The 16,219-nt window shown below is 56.4% G+C and carries 16 protein-coding genes and 1 pseudogene; 12 read left to right on the forward strand and 5 right to left on the reverse strand.

Annotation, left to right across the window (positions count from 1 at the left end; all coding sequences use genetic code 11):
• Positions 1-387 precede the first annotated feature (387 nt).
• From AC07O1_RS05330 to AC07O1_RS05345, 4 genes and pseudogenes are all read left to right on the forward strand, one after another.
• The gene (locus AC07O1_RS05330) at positions 388-2,814 is read left to right on the forward strand and encodes an S-type pyocin domain-containing protein (RefSeq protein WP_495088125.1); all 2,427 of its coding nucleotides are present in this window, start codon (positions 388-390) and stop codon (positions 2,812-2,814) included.
• Positions 2,807-3,058 (forward strand): bacteriocin immunity protein, encoded by a 252-nt coding sequence (locus AC07O1_RS05335; protein WP_495088126.1) that lies wholly within the window; start codon positions 2,807-2,809, stop codon positions 3,056-3,058. The genes AC07O1_RS05330 and AC07O1_RS05335 overlap by 8 nt, the downstream gene beginning before the upstream one ends.
• A gap of 61 nt (positions 3,059-3,119) precedes the next feature.
• Positions 3,120-3,380: pseudogene (locus AC07O1_RS05340) on the forward strand (bacteriocin immunity protein).
• Between the two features lie 75 nt (positions 3,381-3,455).
• Positions 3,456-3,713 (forward strand): bacteriocin immunity protein, encoded by a 258-nt coding sequence (locus AC07O1_RS05345; protein ID WP_495088127.1) that lies wholly within the window; start codon positions 3,456-3,458, stop codon positions 3,711-3,713.
• A 77-nt stretch (positions 3,714-3,790) separates the two neighbouring features.
• Here AC07O1_RS05345 and AC07O1_RS05350 read toward each other — a convergent pair whose 3' ends face one another.
• A complete protein-coding gene (locus tag AC07O1_RS05350; RefSeq protein ID WP_495088128.1) occupies positions 3,791-4,366 on the reverse strand; it encodes a DUF6436 domain-containing protein in 576 nt (191 codons plus the stop codon).
• Positions 4,367-4,475: 109 nt separating this feature from the next.
• On the opposite strand from AC07O1_RS05350, the gene bipL reads away from it, so the two are divergent.
• Positions 4,476-5,429 carry a phospholipase BipL gene (bipL, locus tag AC07O1_RS05355; protein ID WP_495088129.1) on the forward strand — a complete coding sequence of 318 codons (954 nt, stop codon included), beginning with the start codon at positions 4,476-4,478 and terminating at the stop codon, positions 5,427-5,429.
• Positions 5,430-5,488: 59 nt separating this feature from the next.
• On the opposite strand, the gene AC07O1_RS05360 is transcribed toward bipL, so the two are convergent.
• Positions 5,489-6,241 carry a DUF2059 domain-containing protein gene (locus tag AC07O1_RS05360; RefSeq protein ID WP_494990773.1) on the reverse strand — a complete coding sequence of 251 codons (753 nt, stop codon included), beginning with the start codon at positions 6,239-6,241 and terminating at the stop codon, positions 5,489-5,491.
• Positions 6,242-6,349: 108 nt separating this feature from the next.
• On the opposite strand from AC07O1_RS05360, the gene AC07O1_RS05365 reads away from it, so the two are divergent.
• Positions 6,350-6,982, forward strand: coding sequence for a 2OG-Fe(II) oxygenase (locus AC07O1_RS05365; RefSeq protein ID WP_494991176.1), 633 nt, complete (start codon positions 6,350-6,352; stop codon positions 6,980-6,982).
• 2 nt (positions 6,983-6,984) lie between these two features.
• Positions 6,985-7,470: a 2-thiouracil desulfurase family protein gene (locus AC07O1_RS05370; RefSeq protein WP_494990772.1), complete on the forward strand. Its 486-nt coding sequence runs from the start codon at positions 6,985-6,987 to the stop codon at positions 7,468-7,470.
• Between the two features lie 187 nt (positions 7,471-7,657).
• On the opposite strand, the gene AC07O1_RS05375 is transcribed toward AC07O1_RS05370, so the two are convergent.
• On the reverse strand, positions 7,658-8,431 hold the full coding sequence (locus AC07O1_RS05375) for a transporter substrate-binding domain-containing protein (RefSeq protein WP_495088130.1): 774 nt from the start codon (positions 8,429-8,431) through the stop codon (positions 7,658-7,660).
• 134 nt (positions 8,432-8,565) lie between these two features.
• Here AC07O1_RS05375 and AC07O1_RS05380 point away from each other — a divergent pair, with 134 nt between their 5' ends.
• Positions 8,566-9,006 (forward strand): DUF4399 domain-containing protein, encoded by a 441-nt coding sequence (locus AC07O1_RS05380; RefSeq protein WP_495088131.1) that lies wholly within the window; start codon positions 8,566-8,568, stop codon positions 9,004-9,006.
• Between the two features lie 61 nt (positions 9,007-9,067).
• Here AC07O1_RS05380 and serA read toward each other — a convergent pair whose 3' ends face one another.
• Positions 9,068-10,297, reverse strand: coding sequence for a phosphoglycerate dehydrogenase (serA, locus tag AC07O1_RS05385; RefSeq protein WP_494990769.1), 1,230 nt, complete (start codon positions 10,295-10,297; stop codon positions 9,068-9,070).
• A 203-nt stretch (positions 10,298-10,500) separates the two neighbouring features.
• Between serA and AC07O1_RS05390 the strand changes: the two genes are divergently transcribed.
• The 3 genes from AC07O1_RS05390 (at position 10,501) to AC07O1_RS05400 (ending at position 13,718) form a co-directional block, all read left to right on the forward strand.
• The gene (locus AC07O1_RS05390; RefSeq protein WP_494990768.1) at positions 10,501-11,895 is read left to right on the forward strand and encodes an FAD-binding oxidoreductase; all 1,395 of its coding nucleotides are present in this window, start codon (positions 10,501-10,503) and stop codon (positions 11,893-11,895) included.
• 70 nt (positions 11,896-11,965) lie between these two features.
• Complete coding sequence (locus AC07O1_RS05395; RefSeq protein ID WP_495088132.1) at positions 11,966-12,631, forward strand: fumarylacetoacetate hydrolase family protein; 666 nt, start codon at positions 11,966-11,968, stop codon at positions 12,629-12,631.
• Positions 12,632-12,800: 169 nt separating this feature from the next.
• Positions 12,801-13,718, forward strand: coding sequence for an SdiA-regulated domain-containing protein (locus AC07O1_RS05400; protein ID WP_495088133.1), 918 nt, complete (start codon positions 12,801-12,803; stop codon positions 13,716-13,718).
• A 136-nt stretch (positions 13,719-13,854) separates the two neighbouring features.
• Here the strand turns inward: AC07O1_RS05400 and rpiA are convergent, their stop codons facing one another.
• Complete coding sequence (gene rpiA, locus AC07O1_RS05405; RefSeq protein ID WP_495088134.1) at positions 13,855-14,526, reverse strand: ribose-5-phosphate isomerase RpiA; 672 nt, start codon at positions 14,524-14,526, stop codon at positions 13,855-13,857.
• A gap of 146 nt (positions 14,527-14,672) precedes the next feature.
• On the opposite strand from rpiA, the gene ilvA reads away from it, so the two are divergent.
• The gene (ilvA, locus tag AC07O1_RS05410) at positions 14,673-16,187 is read left to right on the forward strand and encodes a threonine ammonia-lyase, biosynthetic (RefSeq protein WP_494990764.1); all 1,515 of its coding nucleotides are present in this window, start codon (positions 14,673-14,675) and stop codon (positions 16,185-16,187) included.
• The last annotated feature ends 32 nt before the right edge of the window (positions 16,188-16,219 follow it).

Genomic DNA, 16,219 nt, shown 5'->3' on the forward strand with positions numbered 1-16,219 from the left:
GGGGTTGCACTACAACGGTGATGTTGCAAGGTTTTATGGCGATAGCCTATAAAGATACCTCAGGGTATCAGTAATGGCGGCGTGACTAATTTCAGCTCGTAGAATGTTCAGATAATTATTTGGCGGTAAATATATATCGTATTCATCGTAAAAAATTACGTCAAATTGATGCCTTGCAAATAAATGCGCTGGCTGTATTAGCAATCAAGCAACCTCCTCGCTTGACATGGCACTGCCATTTTTAATCGGGGAATCCTGAAGCGATAAGGGGGCAGAATATTGCCCTGCTGGACCGGCCTATAAATCTGCCAAAGACCACCAAGTAACTGTAAAAAACATACTCAAGACACTATTGAAAATATGAATTAACTGACATGGAAGAGTCATATGAATGATACTGAAAAATATTTAGGGCCTCATAGACAAACAGGACCAGGCTCATACGAACTGGCCCCTATGCCAATCAGGGGAAAGGAACCGGCCAGACTGAGCCAAGGCGGATTCTTCTCAGGAAGTTGGGGCTTGACTGAAGGCCCCCATAGAGGCACCAGTAATGGGTCAGGGAAGCTTAGCCCACTTACCCCTTTCATATGGGATGATCTGATGCATGAGCATCAAGTCAATCAGGGATACATCGACAGTGAATACAGCGAAATTTTCAATAGACTTACAGAGACGACCATCGGAGAAATAGAACAGGCAAAACAAGCAGCCAAGGGCGGTCGTGCTCTCTCGCAAACGGAAACAACCGAAATAGATCAAAAAACAACGCTCAATGCTATCCATTCAAAAGCGTCAGAGTATCGGGCTAACACCGAAATTGCTTATTCACTTTACGGTCATAATCCGTTTTTTTTGATGAAGGAGTTATCCTTCAAGAAACTCAATGAAAGCTTGAATTTGAATCCGCCAAATGTCTTGGTTGCTTATGAAGCAACAGACAGGGCATATCGTTCAGCGTTAGAACTCAAGCGTCTTTCATTGGGGATGAGTGTTCTGGCCAATCAGCTCCCAGAGCTGTCTATAAGAAAAAGCCAGGCGGATGCCGGAGTCTCGACCAGTAGGGAAGGTCAGAGGCTTCTCGCGGCTGAAAGACTTTCAGTTGTTAACCTGGAAACAAATATTCGTTTCCAGCTGTTACCTTCTTTTCTCGTTGAGAGAATTGCCGCAGTAGCGGGTTCGACAGGAGGGCGTAGCCTATCTCAATCGCTCATACATTATAAAATAGCGACAGACCATATTTTCAATGCTGAATGGGCAGCTATCCGCCCTTATGCAATGGCAAATCCACATATTAATTCGCCATTGAGCAAGCCTGAACTCGAAGCACTCAAGAATCTGGTGGACTTACAGGCTAATAATAGTCTGGGTGAACTCTGGCAAGATTACCATGTAGCACTTCTTCACTCAGAATCCGTTCGATATTTGTGGGAAACAACGAACGCCTTTTCGGGGCTGATCGTTCGCGCTCAGGAAGCGGAACGCCTGGAAGAGCAATTACGTATAGCAGCGGAGCAGGAAGTTCGACATCTGCAAGAACAAGCCCGTATTGCGGCAGAAGCTGAGGCCAGACGTGTGGCAGCTGAACAAACCCGTATTGCGGCAGAAGCCAGACGCGTAGCAGAAGAACAAGCTCGTATTGCGGCAGAAGCTGAAGCCGTGCGTGTTGCTGATGAGCAGGCGCGTGCAGCGGCAGAGGCTATTCGAACCGCCAATACGTTCCGTGCACCGGGTTCTGCGTCAGCGGCAGGGCCGCTGTTTATGACCTCGGCAGGAACCGTCGCGGTTATTGACGCAGCTTCGGTCACTCTGCAAGCGGCTATTCGTGCTGCAATTTCGGCTTTGGGAGGTCTTGTTGCAAGTGTTGGGTCTGGGGTTGTTGTAGGTGTTTCAGCACTGTTCTACTCATCGAAGCTGGCCAATGGTGAATTGCCAGAACGTTATGCTTTCAGTACACCGCTCTCGGACCTTGCTTCTGACATTGGGCAAGATTTAAACGCCGTCGCTGCGGTTGGCGGAACTGTTGATTTACCTTATCGCATCAGCTCAAAGACTGCTGCGGATGGACAGTCAGAGATTTTTGTTGTCAAGACGGATGGTCTGGATGTCCCTTCTAAAGTTGGCGTAGTTGCTGCTACTTATAACGCCGAACAGAACGTCTATACCGCGACCACGGCGGATGTGCCACCACGGACCTTGACGTGGACCCCTATCGTCAATCCGGGAAATAGTTCGACGACGTCGCCTGCCGAACAGCTCGCGCCAGCAGTCTACACTGGGGCAACGGTGATACCGGTTGAGGGACGGATCGATACATTCCCTTCGGTTTCCGAAGCCAGCTTTGATGATTTTATTACCGTCTTCCCGGTGGACTCTGGCCTGCCACCGGTCTACACGATGTTTCGGGACCGGCGAGACGATCCGGGTGTTGCAACAGGTTTTGGTCAACCTGTATCGGGGATCTGGCTGGGGGCTACATCGCAGGGGGAAGGGGCACCCGTTCCGTCGCGAATTGCCGACCAGTTGAGGGGCCGGGAATTTAAAAGCTTCAGGGCGTTCCGAGAAACCTTTTGGAAGGCAGTTGCTAATGACCCTGAATTAGCCAAACAATTTGATGCTGGTATTTTAGCTACAATGAAAAAGGGTCGAGCACCTGTTGCCAAAGAGAGTGAGCAGGTGGGGAGGCGAGTAAAGTTTGAGCTGCACCATAAAAAATATATCTCCGAAGGTGGTGAGGTATACGATATTGACAATATCAATGCGATCACCCCGAAAAATCACATTGAAACTCATAAAGGAGCCGGGAATGAGTAAGCTAATAAGTGAGATGTCAGAGGCCGACTTTTTAAGCTTTGTTACAAAAGTCTATAATGATGAATATGCTACTGAAGAAGAACATATTGACGCCATTTTAGAGTTTAAGGCTTTGACCGAGCATCCATCTGGTTCCGATCTGTTATTTTATCCGGAAACAGGGAAAAGTGGGCCGGAGGCGGTAGTCGCAGAGGTGAAAGCGTGGCGGGCTGCTAACGGCAAGCCCGGATTTAAAACGGTTTAAAATCGGTAATGCTCTTGCCGCTAACTGACGGTAAGAGCATTTTTTGGGAGTGAGAAGAACAATAGGAAAAAATAAATTGATTTCGGATTATACAGAGAAAGAGTTTTTGGATTTTGTAGCTGCAATTTGCGACCCCAGTAATCGAACAGAAGAGGAAGGCGAGAAGTTGGTTTTAGAGTTTGAGCGCTTAACATAGCATCCGGATGGGGCGGATTTGATCTACTACCCAAGAGACGACAGAGAGGATAGTCCCGAGGGGATTGTAAAGGAAGTCAATGAATGGCGAGCTGCTAATGGCAAGCCTGGATTTAAGACAGTTTAAATTCTGTCATTTGCAATGATGCTCTTGCCGTTAACTGGCGGCAAGAGAATTTTTTGGAGTGAGAAGAACAATAAGATGAAGAATAAGCTGATTTCTGATTATACAGAGAAGGAATTTTTGGATTTTGTGGCTGCAATTTTCGACGCCAGTACTCGAACAGAAGAGGAAGACGATAAGTTGGTTTTTGAGTTTGAGCGGTTAACAGAACATCCGGATGGGGCGGATCTGCTCCATTATCCACGAGGCGATAGAGAAGATAGTCCCGAGGGGGTTGTAAAGGAAGTTAAGGAGTGGCGAGCGGCTAACGGTAGACCAGGATTTAAAGCGGTGTGATTTTGTGATTTACAAAAATGCTCTTGCCGATAACTGACGGCAAGACCATTTATTTTATCGGCTGGCCAGCGATTGACTTATTCATTGCTGATCCACGGGCAATAACACCCCACCGCCAATGTATGCGTGGCATTCACCGCTCGCCCTTCGTTCAGCGCTTGGAGGATCGGTTCGATAAAACTGTTGCTGGAGTTGCAGGTCAGGCCTTCGCTGTACGGCCCGAAATACGCCAGTTTGCCGCTGCGATCCCAGATCGCGACCGCCGGGCTGGCGGGGATCTGTTCCGAGCCTGGCAGGGCGTCGAGGGGTTTCAGGCGGCTCAAGGTGCTGGGTAACTGCCCGTGACTGCCGGGCTTTTGTACCACGTAGAATTCAACGCCTTGCGGCGCATAGTGCTCAAGCAGTTCGGTCAGGTGCTGTTGATTGCCGACGTTGCACGGGCAGGCCGGGTCCCAGAAATGCACGACTCGAATAGCGCCGGGGCCCGCAAGACTGGAGGGAAGGCTCAGCGGATCTCCGGAAAACACCGCCGTGTGTGAGCTGAACGCTCGCAGGTAGCGTCCTTGAAACCAGTCATACGCGGCCCACAGCCCGCCGGCGCACACAAGGGCGAGCAGACTGGCAAGCAGTGTCGTGCGGTAGTGCGGGCGCATACGCAAGCATCCTCGAAGGCCGCGTAGCTTGCCATGCTTGCCGCGACAGATGAATATCGCAGGCTCATAAAGTCTGTTTCGCGCTCCGCGCTTTACCTGGAAATTCGTCATGCCTGCCGCCTTCAACCCCGATCATCTGCGTGCCAGCCTGCGGCCCTTGGCCGAGGCGCAGCCGCTGTCGGAGGAGGCGCAGGCCTATCAGCATTTTTATGGGCTGGATTTCCCGCAGCGCAGCGGGCCAGTCAAATGCGGTCTCGGCAGTTTCAACGTCGGTGGCTATCAGTTGGTCAGTCAGGTCTGGTGGCCACCACGGGCGGTGGCGACGATGTTCGTGTTCCACGGCTTCTACGATCACATGGGCCTTTATCGGCACGTGATCGACTGGGCGCTGGATCAGGGGTTCGTGGTGATTGCCTGTGATTTGCCGGGGCATGGACTGTCCAGCGGTGAGCGCGCCAACATCAAGGATTTCGCCGAGTATCAGGCGGCGCTGCAAGGGTTGTTCGATGAGGCACGCTCTCTGGACCTGCCGCAACCGTGGCACCTGTGCGGGCAGAGTACGGGCGGCGCGATTGTGATCGACCATGTGCTGAACGAAGGCGCAGACAGCCCGGCGCAAGGGCAGGTGGTGCTGCTTTCGCCGCTGGTTCGGCCGCGCTCCTGGGGCAGGTCGCACTTGAGTTATTACCTGATGAAGCCTTTCGTCAAAGGCATCGCCCGGCGTTTCAGCGAGAACACCAATGACCCGGCGTTCTTGCCCTTCCTGCAAGCCGATCCGCTACAACCGCTGCGCTTGCCGACCGCCTGGGTCGGGGCACTGGCGCGCTGGATCAAGCGTATCGAAGCGGCACCGCGCAGCAGTCGTCGGCCACTGATCATCCAGGGGCAAGCGGACATGACGGTGGATTGGGAACACAACCTTGAAGTGCTGGGGGGCAAATTCGACCGGCCACAGGTGTTGAAACTGCCCGAGGCCCGCCATCACCTGGCGAATGAAACCCAGGCGTTGCGCCAGGAGTATTTCGGGTTTTTGACCAAGCGAATGAAGGGGAGAAATCTCTAGCGACCGTTATGCCGCCATCGCGAGCAGGCTCGCGATGGCGATCTTCCAGGCACCGAAGCTTACTGGCTAAGGCTCGAGGTGCTTTGCCCCACCGCCAATCCCGCCCGAATCGCCGCCAACGCCGCCTGGTAATAAGCCTTGCCTTCAGAGGACTCGGCAAACGTGGCGAACTCCTCCAGTTCGTCATCCGACAGGTCGCGATAAACGTAGAGCAGCGTGTTGTTCAGGTCGGAGCCGATCTGCTCCATCAAGCGCTGGCGCTGACCGTTCAACATCCCTTGCGCCTGACCACCACCGAGCAGACCGGGAATCATCTGGCTCAGGCTGTCGGCGGCAACCCCGGCGATCGCCAGACTGACTTCGGCACCGGCCTCGCGGGCAGGCAGTGCTTGCGCCAAATGGCCGATGATCAATTGACGGGTGTCGCTGGCCTGGATCTTCGGCAAGCCCTGGGCATTTTTTGCCAGCTGATCGCGGCGGGTCGCCTGCAGTTCAGCGGCGACAATCTTGCGCCCCAGCGGTGACTGGAAAAATGCCAGAGCAGGTTTCGGGTCGGCGAGTTTCTGCCGCAACTGCGCCTGGGCTCGATGATCCATCGCCTGTGGCGCAAAGCGCTGATTGCTGTTGTTAACCAGCGCCTGGAACACCGCAGGCGGCAGGCTGTTTTTGTAGCGTTGCTGGGCGGCGGTGAGGGCGTCATTAAAATGCGCGCGTTGTTCTGGCCAACCGGCGACCTTGTACAACTGGTCGAGGCCGTCTGCCCAAGCGGGCAAAATGCAGAGCATTAGCAGGGGAAAAAGCAAGCGACGCATAAGGGCTCCTGTCAGCAGGCCACTATTCTCCGTGTGAGGTCTCGTCTTGTCGAGAATTCGTATCAGTGCGCTCTGCGGCTCTGTCGGATTTACATGCGTATGGATACTATGCTCGGCATGCAAATACCCTCCGATCACCCGCTGCTGTTACGTATCGTCGACGACCTGGCTGCACGCGGCTGGTCGCAGCAAAATATTTTCCTGCCCGAGGGGCTGACCCTGGAACTGGCAGCTGAGTGTCGCAAACGCGCCGCCGAGGGTGGATTGGCTCCGGCCGCAGTGGGCCGGGGCTCCTTCCAGGAAATTCGCGAGGGTATTCGAGGTGACCATATTCAATGGCTCGAACCCGGCCAGGTTGAGTCTTGCGACAGCTACCTGGGGTTGATGGAGAGCCTTCGGGTCGCCATGAACCGTGGGTTGTTCCTGGGGCTGGAAGATTTCGAAAGCCATTTCGCGCTGTACCCGCCGGGTGCGTTTTACCTCAAGCATGTCGACCGCTTTCGCGACGATGACCGGCGCATGGTGTCCACCGTGATTTATCTCAATCAGGCCTGGTTGCCCGAGCATGGCGGACAGCTGCGGATGTATCTGGGCGAGGGGGTTGAATATGACGTGGTGCCCACGGGTGGTTGCCTGGTGGTATTCCTCTCCGGCGAAGTACCCCATGAAGTCCTGCCCGCCACTCGAGATCGCCTGTCGTTGACGGGGTGGTTTCGTCGTCGCGGCAATGAGCCGTTTTGATCATGCAAAAAATTCTGGTGAGCCGCTGTCTGCTGGGACACCCTGTGCGTTACGACGGCGGGGCTGGCGGGCCGTTCGATCAATTGGCGAGCTGGATGGCCGAAGGTCGGGTGGTGGCGCTGTGCCCGGAAGTGGCCGGTGGTTTACCGACGCCGCGGCCTGCAGCCGAGATTCCCGGTGGGCAAGGTGTCGAAGTGCTGGATGGCAGCGCGCGGGTGCTGACCGCTGAGGGAGAGGACGTCAGTACCGAGTTTCTATCCGGTGCGCGACAGGCCCTGGCGTTGGTCGAACAATACGGCATCCGGATTGCGGTGCTCAAGGCCAACAGCCCGTCCTGCGGCAACCTGCAGACCTATGACGGCACTTTCAGTGGGGTCAAAGTCAGCGGGGAAGGTGTTACCGCGGCGTTGTTGAAACGCAATGGGGTCCAGGTTTTCAGTGAGCTGGAGTTGCCGGAAGCGTTGGCGGCGTTGGCGGCACTGGACTGAACTTGCCTGGATTTACAAAACTACGCAGATCTAGTGTGGGAAGGGCCGGGCGACGTTCGCTTGCTCGCGATAGCAGATTGGCAGTCGACATCACTTTTGAATGTGATGGCCTTATCGCGAGCAAGCGAACGTCGCCCGGCCCTTCCCACATTAGATCTTCGGTGTAACAAATTCCTCATTCCAACTATCAAGGCTTCGGTGGCTTGCTCGCATCCGTTCCAAACCATTTTTCCGAGAGTGCCATCAACCGACCATCGGCTTTGATGCGTTGCAGCGCGTTGTCGATGCTGGCCTGAAACGCCGGATTGCCTTTCTGAAACGGGATCACCAGGCTCAATGTCGGGCCAGCATTGGCGCCTTCCTGAGCGGGCAAGTGGCTGTCACGAACGGCGTAAGGGACCGGCAAGCGGTCACTGATGGCCGCATCGATTTGCTTGTCCGCTACGTCTTTGAGCTGTTGCTGCGTATTGGGGGTGCTGCGCAGATCGATGCCTTCGACCGTGCGTGTCGGCTCGGCGAACTGGCTGCTTTGCGCCAGCCCCAGCGCCTGACCGTTGAGTGCTTGCAGCGTGCGCAGCGGTCGGGGCTCTTCCTGACGCACGATCAACTGCGCATTGGAATAACTATAGGGTTCACTGAAGTCGAAGCGCCCCTTGAGTTCGGGGGTCACTGCTATGTGGTTGATGGCCACATCGTACTTGCCGCTCTCGACGCCTTGTAGCAAGTCAGCCGAGTTCGTGATGACGAAGTCCGTCCGCACGTCCAGCTCACTGGCGAGCATTTGGCCCAACTCGACCTCGAAGCCGGTGAGTTTGCCGTCATCCTTGAAGTTAAACGGTGGTGTATTGGCTTCCAGGGCGATGCGCAGCTCGCCACGGTCATTTACATCGTCGATCAATTCGGCTTGAGCGTAAGTGCTCACAAGGGGCAGCAAAAGTAACAGGCCAGGCAAAAAACGCATGGTCACTCCTTTGAATTCTAATGTGCTGTACGCGGGTTCTGGCGCGCTTTGCTATGGTGATGAGTGCCTTCGACAACGAATTACGACGAAGTTGTCTTAACCGTACAGATTTCGCAGAAAAACTGGAGAACAGAATGAAAACGTTTATGTCTCGTGCTGCTTTGGCCAGCCTGTTGCTGGGTGCTTCGATGCTGGCGAGCGCTGCGGATAGCATTGCACGCACTCCGGCTCCCAAGGGCGCGACGGTGAGCATCGTCTCTCCGGCGGACGGCGCCACGGTGGGTGAGAGCTTCAAGGTCAGATTTGGCGTCGAGGGCGTGGCGCTGGCGCCAGCGGGTGACCAGACCAAAAACACCGGTCACCACCATCTGCTGATCGACGTCGACAAGCTGCCGGCCGAAACTGCGCCGATCCCGAAGGACGCCAACCACATGCACTTCGGCATGGCGCAAACCGAAACTGACATCAAACTGGCCCCGGGCAAGCACACCTTGCAGATGGAGCTGGGCGACAAGAATCACGTGCCGTTCGATCCGCCAATTCTCTCGAAGAAAATCACCGTCACTGTGAAATAAGCGTATCGCAGGCATAAAAAAGGAGACCCGAGGGTCTCCTTTTTTCGTTGGTGCTCCAGGCTTAGAACAACACGCGGCAACGGATGGTGCCTTTGATGTGTTGCAGCTTCTCTTGCGCCAGGTCCGAGTACTCGGCGTCGACGTCGATGACGACGTAGCCGACTTTCTCGTTGGTCTGCAGGAACTGACCGGAGATGTTGATACCGTTTTCGGCGAAGACCTTGTTGATCTCGCTCATCACACCCGGAATGTTCTCGTGGATGTGCAGCAAACGGTGTTTGCCAGGGTGAGCCGGCAGCGCCACTTCCGGGAAGTTGACCGAGGACACCGACGTACCGTTGTCGCTGTACTTGACCAGCTTCTCAGCCACTTCCAGGCCAATGTTGGCTTGCGCTTCAGCGGTGGAGCCGCCGATGTGCGGGGTCAGGATCACGTTGTCCAGGCCACGCAGCGGGCTTTCGAACTCTTCGTCGTTGGAGCGAGGCTCCACCGGGAATACGTCGATAGCCGCGCCGATCAGGTGCTTGTCCTTGATCGCGTCCGCCAGGGCTTGTAGCTCGACCACGGTGCCGCGAGCAGCGTTGATCAGAATGCCGCCCTTCTTGATCGCGCGAATTTCTTTCTCGCCGATCATCCACTGGGTGGAAGCAGTTTCCGGAACGTGCAGGGTGACGATGTCGGACATGCCCAGCAGCTCGGTCAGGCTGGCGACCTGAGTCGCGTTGCCCAATGGCAGCTTGGTGATGGTGTCGTAGAAATACACCTGCATGCCCAGGCCTTCAGCCAGGACCGACAGCTGAGTGCCGATCGAGCCGTAACCGACGATACCCAGCTTTTTACCGCGGATTTCGAAGGAATTGGCCGCGCTTTTGATCCAGCCGCCACGGTGGCAGGAAGCGTTTTTCTCAGGAATACCGCGCAGCAACAGGATCGCTTCAGCCAGCACCAGCTCAGCCACCGAGCGGGTGTTGGAGTACGGTGCGTTGAAGACCGCGATACCGCGTTCGCGAGCAGCGTTCAGGTCGACCTGGTTGGTGCCGATGCAGAAGCAGCCAACAGCGACCAGTTTCTTCGCGTGATCGAAAATCTCTTCGGTCAGTTGAGTACGGGAGCGAATGCCGATGAAATGAGCATCAGCGATCTTTTCCTTGAGCTGGGCTTCCGGCAGAGAACCTGTGAGGTACTCAATGCTGGTGTACCCGGCGGCCTTGAGGACGTCGACAGCCGATTGGTGGACGCCTTCGAGAAGAAGGAACTTGATCTTGCTCTTATCGAGGGAAGTCTTGCTCATCTGCGTAAACCTGTGTCCCGGAGAAAAATGGCAGGGAAGTGGACAGCCTGAGCTGACCTGGGCGGCATTATAGCCGTCACCGCAGAACGCCTTGGGCACTATCCTGCGGGGGCGGTATGCTAGCATATGCGCCCCGCTAAACACTCATTCCTGCGACGTGAAGCGTTCTCAGGATGACCATGAATTGTTCGAGAGTTCTGCCGATGACCAATCCTGCCCTGATTGATGAGCTGAAGACCCTGGTTGAGCCTGGCAAGGTGCTGACCGATGCCGACTCCCTGAATGCTTACGGTAAGGATTGGACCAAGCATTTCGCCCCGGCACCGACGGCCATTGTGTTCCCGAAAACCACTGAGCAAGTCCAGGCCATCGTGCGCTGGGCCAATCAGCACAAGATCGCGCTGGTGCCTTCCGGCGGGCGTACCGGGCTTTCTGCTGCTGCGGTAGCGGCCAATGGCGAAGTGGTGGTGTCGTTCGACTATATGAACCAGGTGCTGGAATTCAACAGCACCGACCGCACTGTGGTCTGCCAGCCGGGCGTGGTCACCGAGCAGTTGCAGAACCTGGCCGAAGAAAAAGGCCTGTACTACCCAGTGGATTTCGCTTCGGCCGGTTCCAGTCAGATTGGCGGCAACATCGGCACCAATGCCGGCGGGATCAAAGTGATTCGCTACGGCATGACCCGTAACTGGGTCGCCGGCATGAAAGTCGTGACCGGCAAGGGCGACCTGCTGGAGCTGAACCGCGACCTGATCAAGAACGCCACCGGCTACGACATGCGTCAGCTGTTCATTGGCGCTGAAGGGACCCTCGGTTTCGTGGTTGAAGCCACCATGCGTCTGGATCGTGCGCCGAAAAACCTCACCGCAATGGTCCTCGGCACTACCGATTTCGACTCGATCATGCCGGTGCTGCATGCATTCCAGAGCAAGCTCGATCTGACTGCCTTCGAGTTTTTCTCCGACAAGGCTCTGGCCAAAGTCCTGGCGCGCGGCGACGTGCCAGCGCCGTTCGAATCCGATTGCCCGTTCTACGCGCTGCTGGAATTCGAAGCGACCACCGAAGAAGTGGCCAACCACGCCCTGGAAACCTTCGAGCATTGCGTCGAAGAGGGCTGGGTGCTCGACGGCGTGATGAGCCAGAGCGAGTCGCAGTTGCAGAACCTCTGGAAGCTGCGCGAATACATCTCCGAAACCATTTCCCACTGGACGCCGTACAAAAACGACATTTCGGTCACTGTGTCGAAAGTCCCGGCTTTTTTGAAGGAAATTGATGCAATCGTCGGTGAACACTACCCGGACTTCGAAATCGTCTGGTTCGGCCATATCGGTGATGGCAACCTGCACTTGAACATCCTGAAGCCTGAAAACCTGAGCAAGGACGAGTTTTTCACCAAGTGCGCGACCGTCAACAAGTGGGTGTTCGAAACCGTCGAGAAGTACAACGGCTCGATTTCCGCCGAACATGGCGTCGGCATGACCAAGCGCGACTACCTGACCTACAGCCGCTCGCCGGTTGAGATCGAATACATGAAAGCGGTCAAAGCGGTGTTCGACCCGAACGGCATCATGAATCCGGGCAAGATTTTCGCCCTGTGACTTTCCAGGGCCGGGACTTTCTGTCTTTGAAACAGCAGTACCAGATGAATCAATGAAGCAGGAGTCGGTAATGAGCTATCAGCACCAGTATGTCGACGGTACTCGTATTCACTTCCCGGTCGGGAAAGTGGTGTGCATTGGCCGTAACTACGCCGAACACGCCAAGGAACTGGACAACCCGGTGCCTACCGAGCCGTTGCTGTTCATCAAACCGGGCAGTTGCGTAGTCGAGCTGGAAGGCGGTTTTGCGATTCCCACCGAACGTGGCTCGGTGCACTACGAGGCCGAAATTGCCGTGTTGATCGGCAAGCCACTGTCGACCAGGCCGAGCCGCGAAGAAGTACTCGACGCGATTTCCGGTTTTGCCCCGGCGCTGGACCTGACCCTGCGCGACAAGCAGGCGGAACTGAAAGCCAAAGGTCTGCCGTGGGAAGTCGCCAAATCCTTCGACGGCGCTTGCGTGCTGGCTCCGTTCGTCGTCAGCAGCACCTTTGCTGACCTGACCGACATCGGTATTCGCCTGACCATCAATGGCGAAGTCCGTCAGGACGGCAACAGTCGCGACATGCTCAACCCGATCGTGCCGATGATCCAGTACATGGCCGGCTGCTTCTCGCTGCAAGCCGGTGACGTGATCCTGACCGGCACCCCGGTTGGCGTCGGCCCGCTGAATGTCGGTGATGAACTGGTGCTGGAATTGCCAGGCGTCAGTAGCTTCAACAGTAGCGTTCGCTGAAGTCTGAGCCTGGGTGCAAAAAGATCGCAGGCGATAGCTTCTACGGCTTTGCGTACGCCTGATAACTCATGGGTGTACGCGGTAGGTGCAGGCGCCGCCTGCGGTCATTAAGTTTGAATTCATGCAGTCGTGGTATTTCATCCGCCCGTCCTGTTTTTGAGCTTGCCGAATGCGCCGACTTGCCCGTCCCCAACCGTTCTTCCTGCTTGTGAGTCTTGTCGCTCTGGTGCTGCTGGTACTGGCCGGGCAGCACTATCGACTGTTCGAGCGCGCCTGGTTCAACGTGCAGGCGTGGTGGCAGCCTGCGGACGCCCGATCCATTGGTCTGGCGGATTACCGGGTATCGCTTGAGGCCAGGGTCATCGAGGGGCTGGATGCCGACGTCTCTGCGCTGACCTATGACCCGGTGCGTAAAAGCCTGTTTACGGTCACCAACAAAAATGCTGAGTTGATTGAACTGTCCCTCGATGGTCGGATCCTTCGACGTGTGACATTGATCGGGTTTGGCGATCCGGAAGCTGTCGAGTTCATTAACGCCGACACCTATGTGGTTGCCGATGAGCACGGGCAGCGACTGATCAAAATTCATCTGGAAGACAACACGGTGTTCCTCGATGCGGCAGATGCCGAGCAGATGACCCTCGGCGTGCACACCAGCGGCAACAAAGGCTTTGAGGGGTTGGCATACGACTCGGTGGGCAAGCGGCTGTTCGTCGCAAGGGAGCGCGACCCGATGCTGATCTATGAGATTCAGGGTTTTCCTCATTACAACCCTGAAAAGTCGTACGCGGTGCATGTGGTGAACAATCCCAAGCGTGACGCCGGGTTGTTTGTCCGCGATCTGTCCAGTCTGCAATACGACAAGCTCAGCGGGCATTTGCTGGCGCTGTCGGATGAGTCGAGGCTGGTGCTGGAGCTGGATGTCGACGGACGGCCGTTGAGCACGATGTCACTGAGCAGGGGGCATCAGGGGCTGCAAAAGACCGTGCCGCAAGCGGAAGGGATCGCCATGGATGACGAGGGTACGATGTACCTGGTCAGTGAGCCCAATCTGTTTTACGTCTTCAAGAAGCCGCCGCAACCCTGATAAACACCGCAGAGCCATGTAGGAGCAGCCGGTCGACGCTCGATTGCTCGCGATAGCAGTCTGTCAGTCGACATCTCTGTCGCCTGTGACGGCCTCATCGCGAGCAATCGAGCGTCGACCGGCTGCTCCTACAGGGTCATGCGCGAAGGGTTTTCACGCCTTCGCTAGTGCCCAGCAGCAGCAGGTCGGCCGGACGCGCTGCGAACAGGCCATTGGTGACCACACCGACGATAGCGTTGATCCGGGTTTCCAGCTCGACCGGATTGGTGATCTGCATGTTGAACACGTCGAGGATGATGTTGCCGTTGTCGGTCAACACGCCTTCGCGGTAAACCGGGTCGCCGCCGAGCTTCACCAGTTCGCGGGCCACATGGCTGCGGGCCATCGGGATCACTTCGACCGGCAGCGGGAAGGCGCCCAGTACTGGCACGAGTTTGCTGGCGTCGGCGATGCAGATGAAGGTCTTGGCCACCGCCGCGACGATCTTCTCGCGGGTCAGGGCTGCGCCGCCACCCTTGATCAGGTTCAGGTGTTCGTCGGTTTCATCGGCGCCATCGACGTAGAACTCCAGGTCGCTGACGGTATTGAGCTCATACACCGGAATGCCGTGGCCCTTGAGGCGTGCCGCGGTGGCTTCGGAGCTGGCGACCGCGCCGTCGAACGCGCCCTTGTGCAGGGCCAGGGCGTCGATGAAACAGTTGGCGGTGGAGCCTGTGCCGACCCCAACGATGCTCTTGTCGTCGAGTTTTGGAAGGATAAAGTCGACGGCGGCCTGAGCCACTGCCTGTTTGAGTTGATCCTGGGTCATGCGGGCTCCGAAGCGGGCAGAGGGGGAACAGAAGGCCGCCATTATAGCCGTATGCCCGGTTAAAACCTCTTGATTCGTATGGTCGCACGGCCAAACGCTGAGTTAGACTCCTTGGCCCTGCCCAACCCGCTCAGTGATGCTTTCCGATGCTCGAACAGTACGTCAAGAAGATCCTCACCTCGCGCGTTTATGACGTTGCCGTAGAAACTCCATTGCAGACTGCCCGCCAGCTCTCCGAGCGGCTGTGTAATCAGATCTGGCTCAAGCGTGAAGACTTGCAGCCCGTGTTCTCGTTCAAGATTCGCGGTGCTTACAACAAGCTCACACAGCTGACTGATGAGGAGCGCGCCCGCGGCGTGGTCACCGCATCAGCCGGCAACCATGCACAGGGCCTGGCCCTGGCGGCCAAAGTGCTGGGGGTCAAGGCGATCATTGTGATGCCCAAGACCACCCCGGAGATCAAGGTCGAAGGCGTGCGCTCCCGTGGCGGCAAAGTGGTGCTGCACGGCGATACCTTCCCGGAAGCATTGGCTTACTCGCTGAAACTGGTCGACGAAAAAGGCTACGTCTACATCCATCCGTACGATGATCCGCACACCATTGCCGGGCAGGGCACCGTGGCGATGGAGATTCTGCGCCAGCACCCGGGGCGTCTGGATGCCATTTTTGTTCCGGTAGGCGGTGGCGGCCTGATCGCCGGGATCGCCGCTTATGTGAAATACCTGCGGCCGGAAATCAAAATCATCGGCGTCGAACCGGACGATTCCAATTGCTTGCAAGCGGCCATGGCGGCGGGCGAGCGCGTGGTGTTGCCGACTGTCGGCATCTTCGCCGACGGCGTAGCAGTGGCGCAGATCGGTCAGCACACCTTTGACATCTGCAAAGACTATGTTGATGAAGTGATCACTGTCAGCACCGACGAGATCTGTGCGGCGATCAAGGATATCTACGACGATACCCGCTCGATCACTGAGCCTGCCGGTGCTTTGGGCGTAGCCGGGATCAAGAAATATGTCGAGTTGCGCGGCGTCACCGGCCAGACTCTGGTGGCCATCGACTCCGGCGCCAACGTCAATTTTGACCGACTGCGTCACGTCGCCGAACGCGCCGAATTGGGCGAGGGGCGCGAAGCAATCATCGCCGTGACCATTCCGGAAAAGCCCGGCAGCTTCAAGGCATTCTGCGAAGCCATCGGCAAACGTCAGATCACTGAATTCAACTATCGCTACAACACCGGCAGCGAAGCGCACATTTTCGTCGGCGTGCAGACGCACCCGGAAAACGATCCGCGCAGTGCGTTGATCAGTAGCCTTATGATTCAGGGTTTCCCGGTACTCGACTTGACCGACAACGAACTGGCCAAGTTGCACATTCGTCATATGGTGGGTGGTCATGCGGCGCGGGTCAGCGATGAGATAGTGCTGCGCTTCGAGTTCCCGGAGCGACCGGGCGCGCTGTTCAACTTCCTCAACAAACTCGGCGGTCGCTGGAATATCTCGATGTTCCACTACCGCAACCACGGTGCTGCCGATGGGCGAGTGGTCGCAGGCCTGCAAGTGCCTGCCGATGAACGCCATCTGGTGCCGGCAGCGTTGGCAGAGATCGGTTACCCATACTGGGATGAAAGCAATAATCCGGCGTATCAACTGTTCCTCGGTTGAGTGACTACGCTGATGGTCACGGCCTAAGGAGT

It is taken from the genome of Pseudomonas sp. GW821-FHT07G10 (assembly GCF_059418545.1).

Excerpts from the sequence above, each read along its gene's own strand:
- AC07O1_RS05330 (WP_495088125.1), top strand. The coding sequence starts at position 388 with ATGAATGATACTGAAAAATATTTAGGGCCTCATAGACAAACAGGACCA.
- AC07O1_RS05335 (WP_495088126.1), top strand. The coding sequence starts at position 2,807 with ATGAGTAAGCTAATAAGTGAGATGTCAGAGGCCGACTTTTTAAGCTTT.
- AC07O1_RS05345 (WP_495088127.1), top strand. The coding sequence starts at position 3,456 with ATGAAGAATAAGCTGATTTCTGATTATACAGAGAAGGAATTTTTGGAT.
- AC07O1_RS05350 (WP_495088128.1), bottom strand. The coding sequence starts at position 4,366 with ATGCGCCCGCACTACCGCACGACACTGCTTGCCAGTCTGCTCGCCCTT.
- bipL (WP_495088129.1), top strand. The coding sequence starts at position 4,476 with ATGCCTGCCGCCTTCAACCCCGATCATCTGCGTGCCAGCCTGCGGCCC.
- AC07O1_RS05360 (WP_494990773.1), bottom strand. The coding sequence starts at position 6,241 with ATGCGTCGCTTGCTTTTTCCCCTGCTAATGCTCTGCATTTTGCCCGCT.
- AC07O1_RS05365 (WP_494991176.1), top strand. The coding sequence starts at position 6,350 with ATGCTCGGCATGCAAATACCCTCCGATCACCCGCTGCTGTTACGTATC.
- AC07O1_RS05370 (WP_494990772.1), top strand. The coding sequence starts at position 6,985 with ATGCAAAAAATTCTGGTGAGCCGCTGTCTGCTGGGACACCCTGTGCGT.
- AC07O1_RS05375 (WP_495088130.1), bottom strand. The coding sequence starts at position 8,431 with ATGCGTTTTTTGCCTGGCCTGTTACTTTTGCTGCCCCTTGTGAGCACT.
- AC07O1_RS05380 (WP_495088131.1), top strand. The coding sequence starts at position 8,566 with ATGAAAACGTTTATGTCTCGTGCTGCTTTGGCCAGCCTGTTGCTGGGT.
- serA (WP_494990769.1), bottom strand. The coding sequence starts at position 10,297 with ATGAGCAAGACTTCCCTCGATAAGAGCAAGATCAAGTTCCTTCTTCTC.
- AC07O1_RS05390 (WP_494990768.1), top strand. The coding sequence starts at position 10,501 with ATGACCAATCCTGCCCTGATTGATGAGCTGAAGACCCTGGTTGAGCCT.
- AC07O1_RS05395 (WP_495088132.1), top strand. The coding sequence starts at position 11,966 with ATGAGCTATCAGCACCAGTATGTCGACGGTACTCGTATTCACTTCCCG.
- AC07O1_RS05400 (WP_495088133.1), top strand. The coding sequence starts at position 12,801 with ATGCGCCGACTTGCCCGTCCCCAACCGTTCTTCCTGCTTGTGAGTCTT.
- rpiA (WP_495088134.1), bottom strand. The coding sequence starts at position 14,526 with ATGACCCAGGATCAACTCAAACAGGCAGTGGCTCAGGCCGCCGTCGAC.
- ilvA (WP_494990764.1), top strand. The coding sequence starts at position 14,673 with ATGCTCGAACAGTACGTCAAGAAGATCCTCACCTCGCGCGTTTATGAC.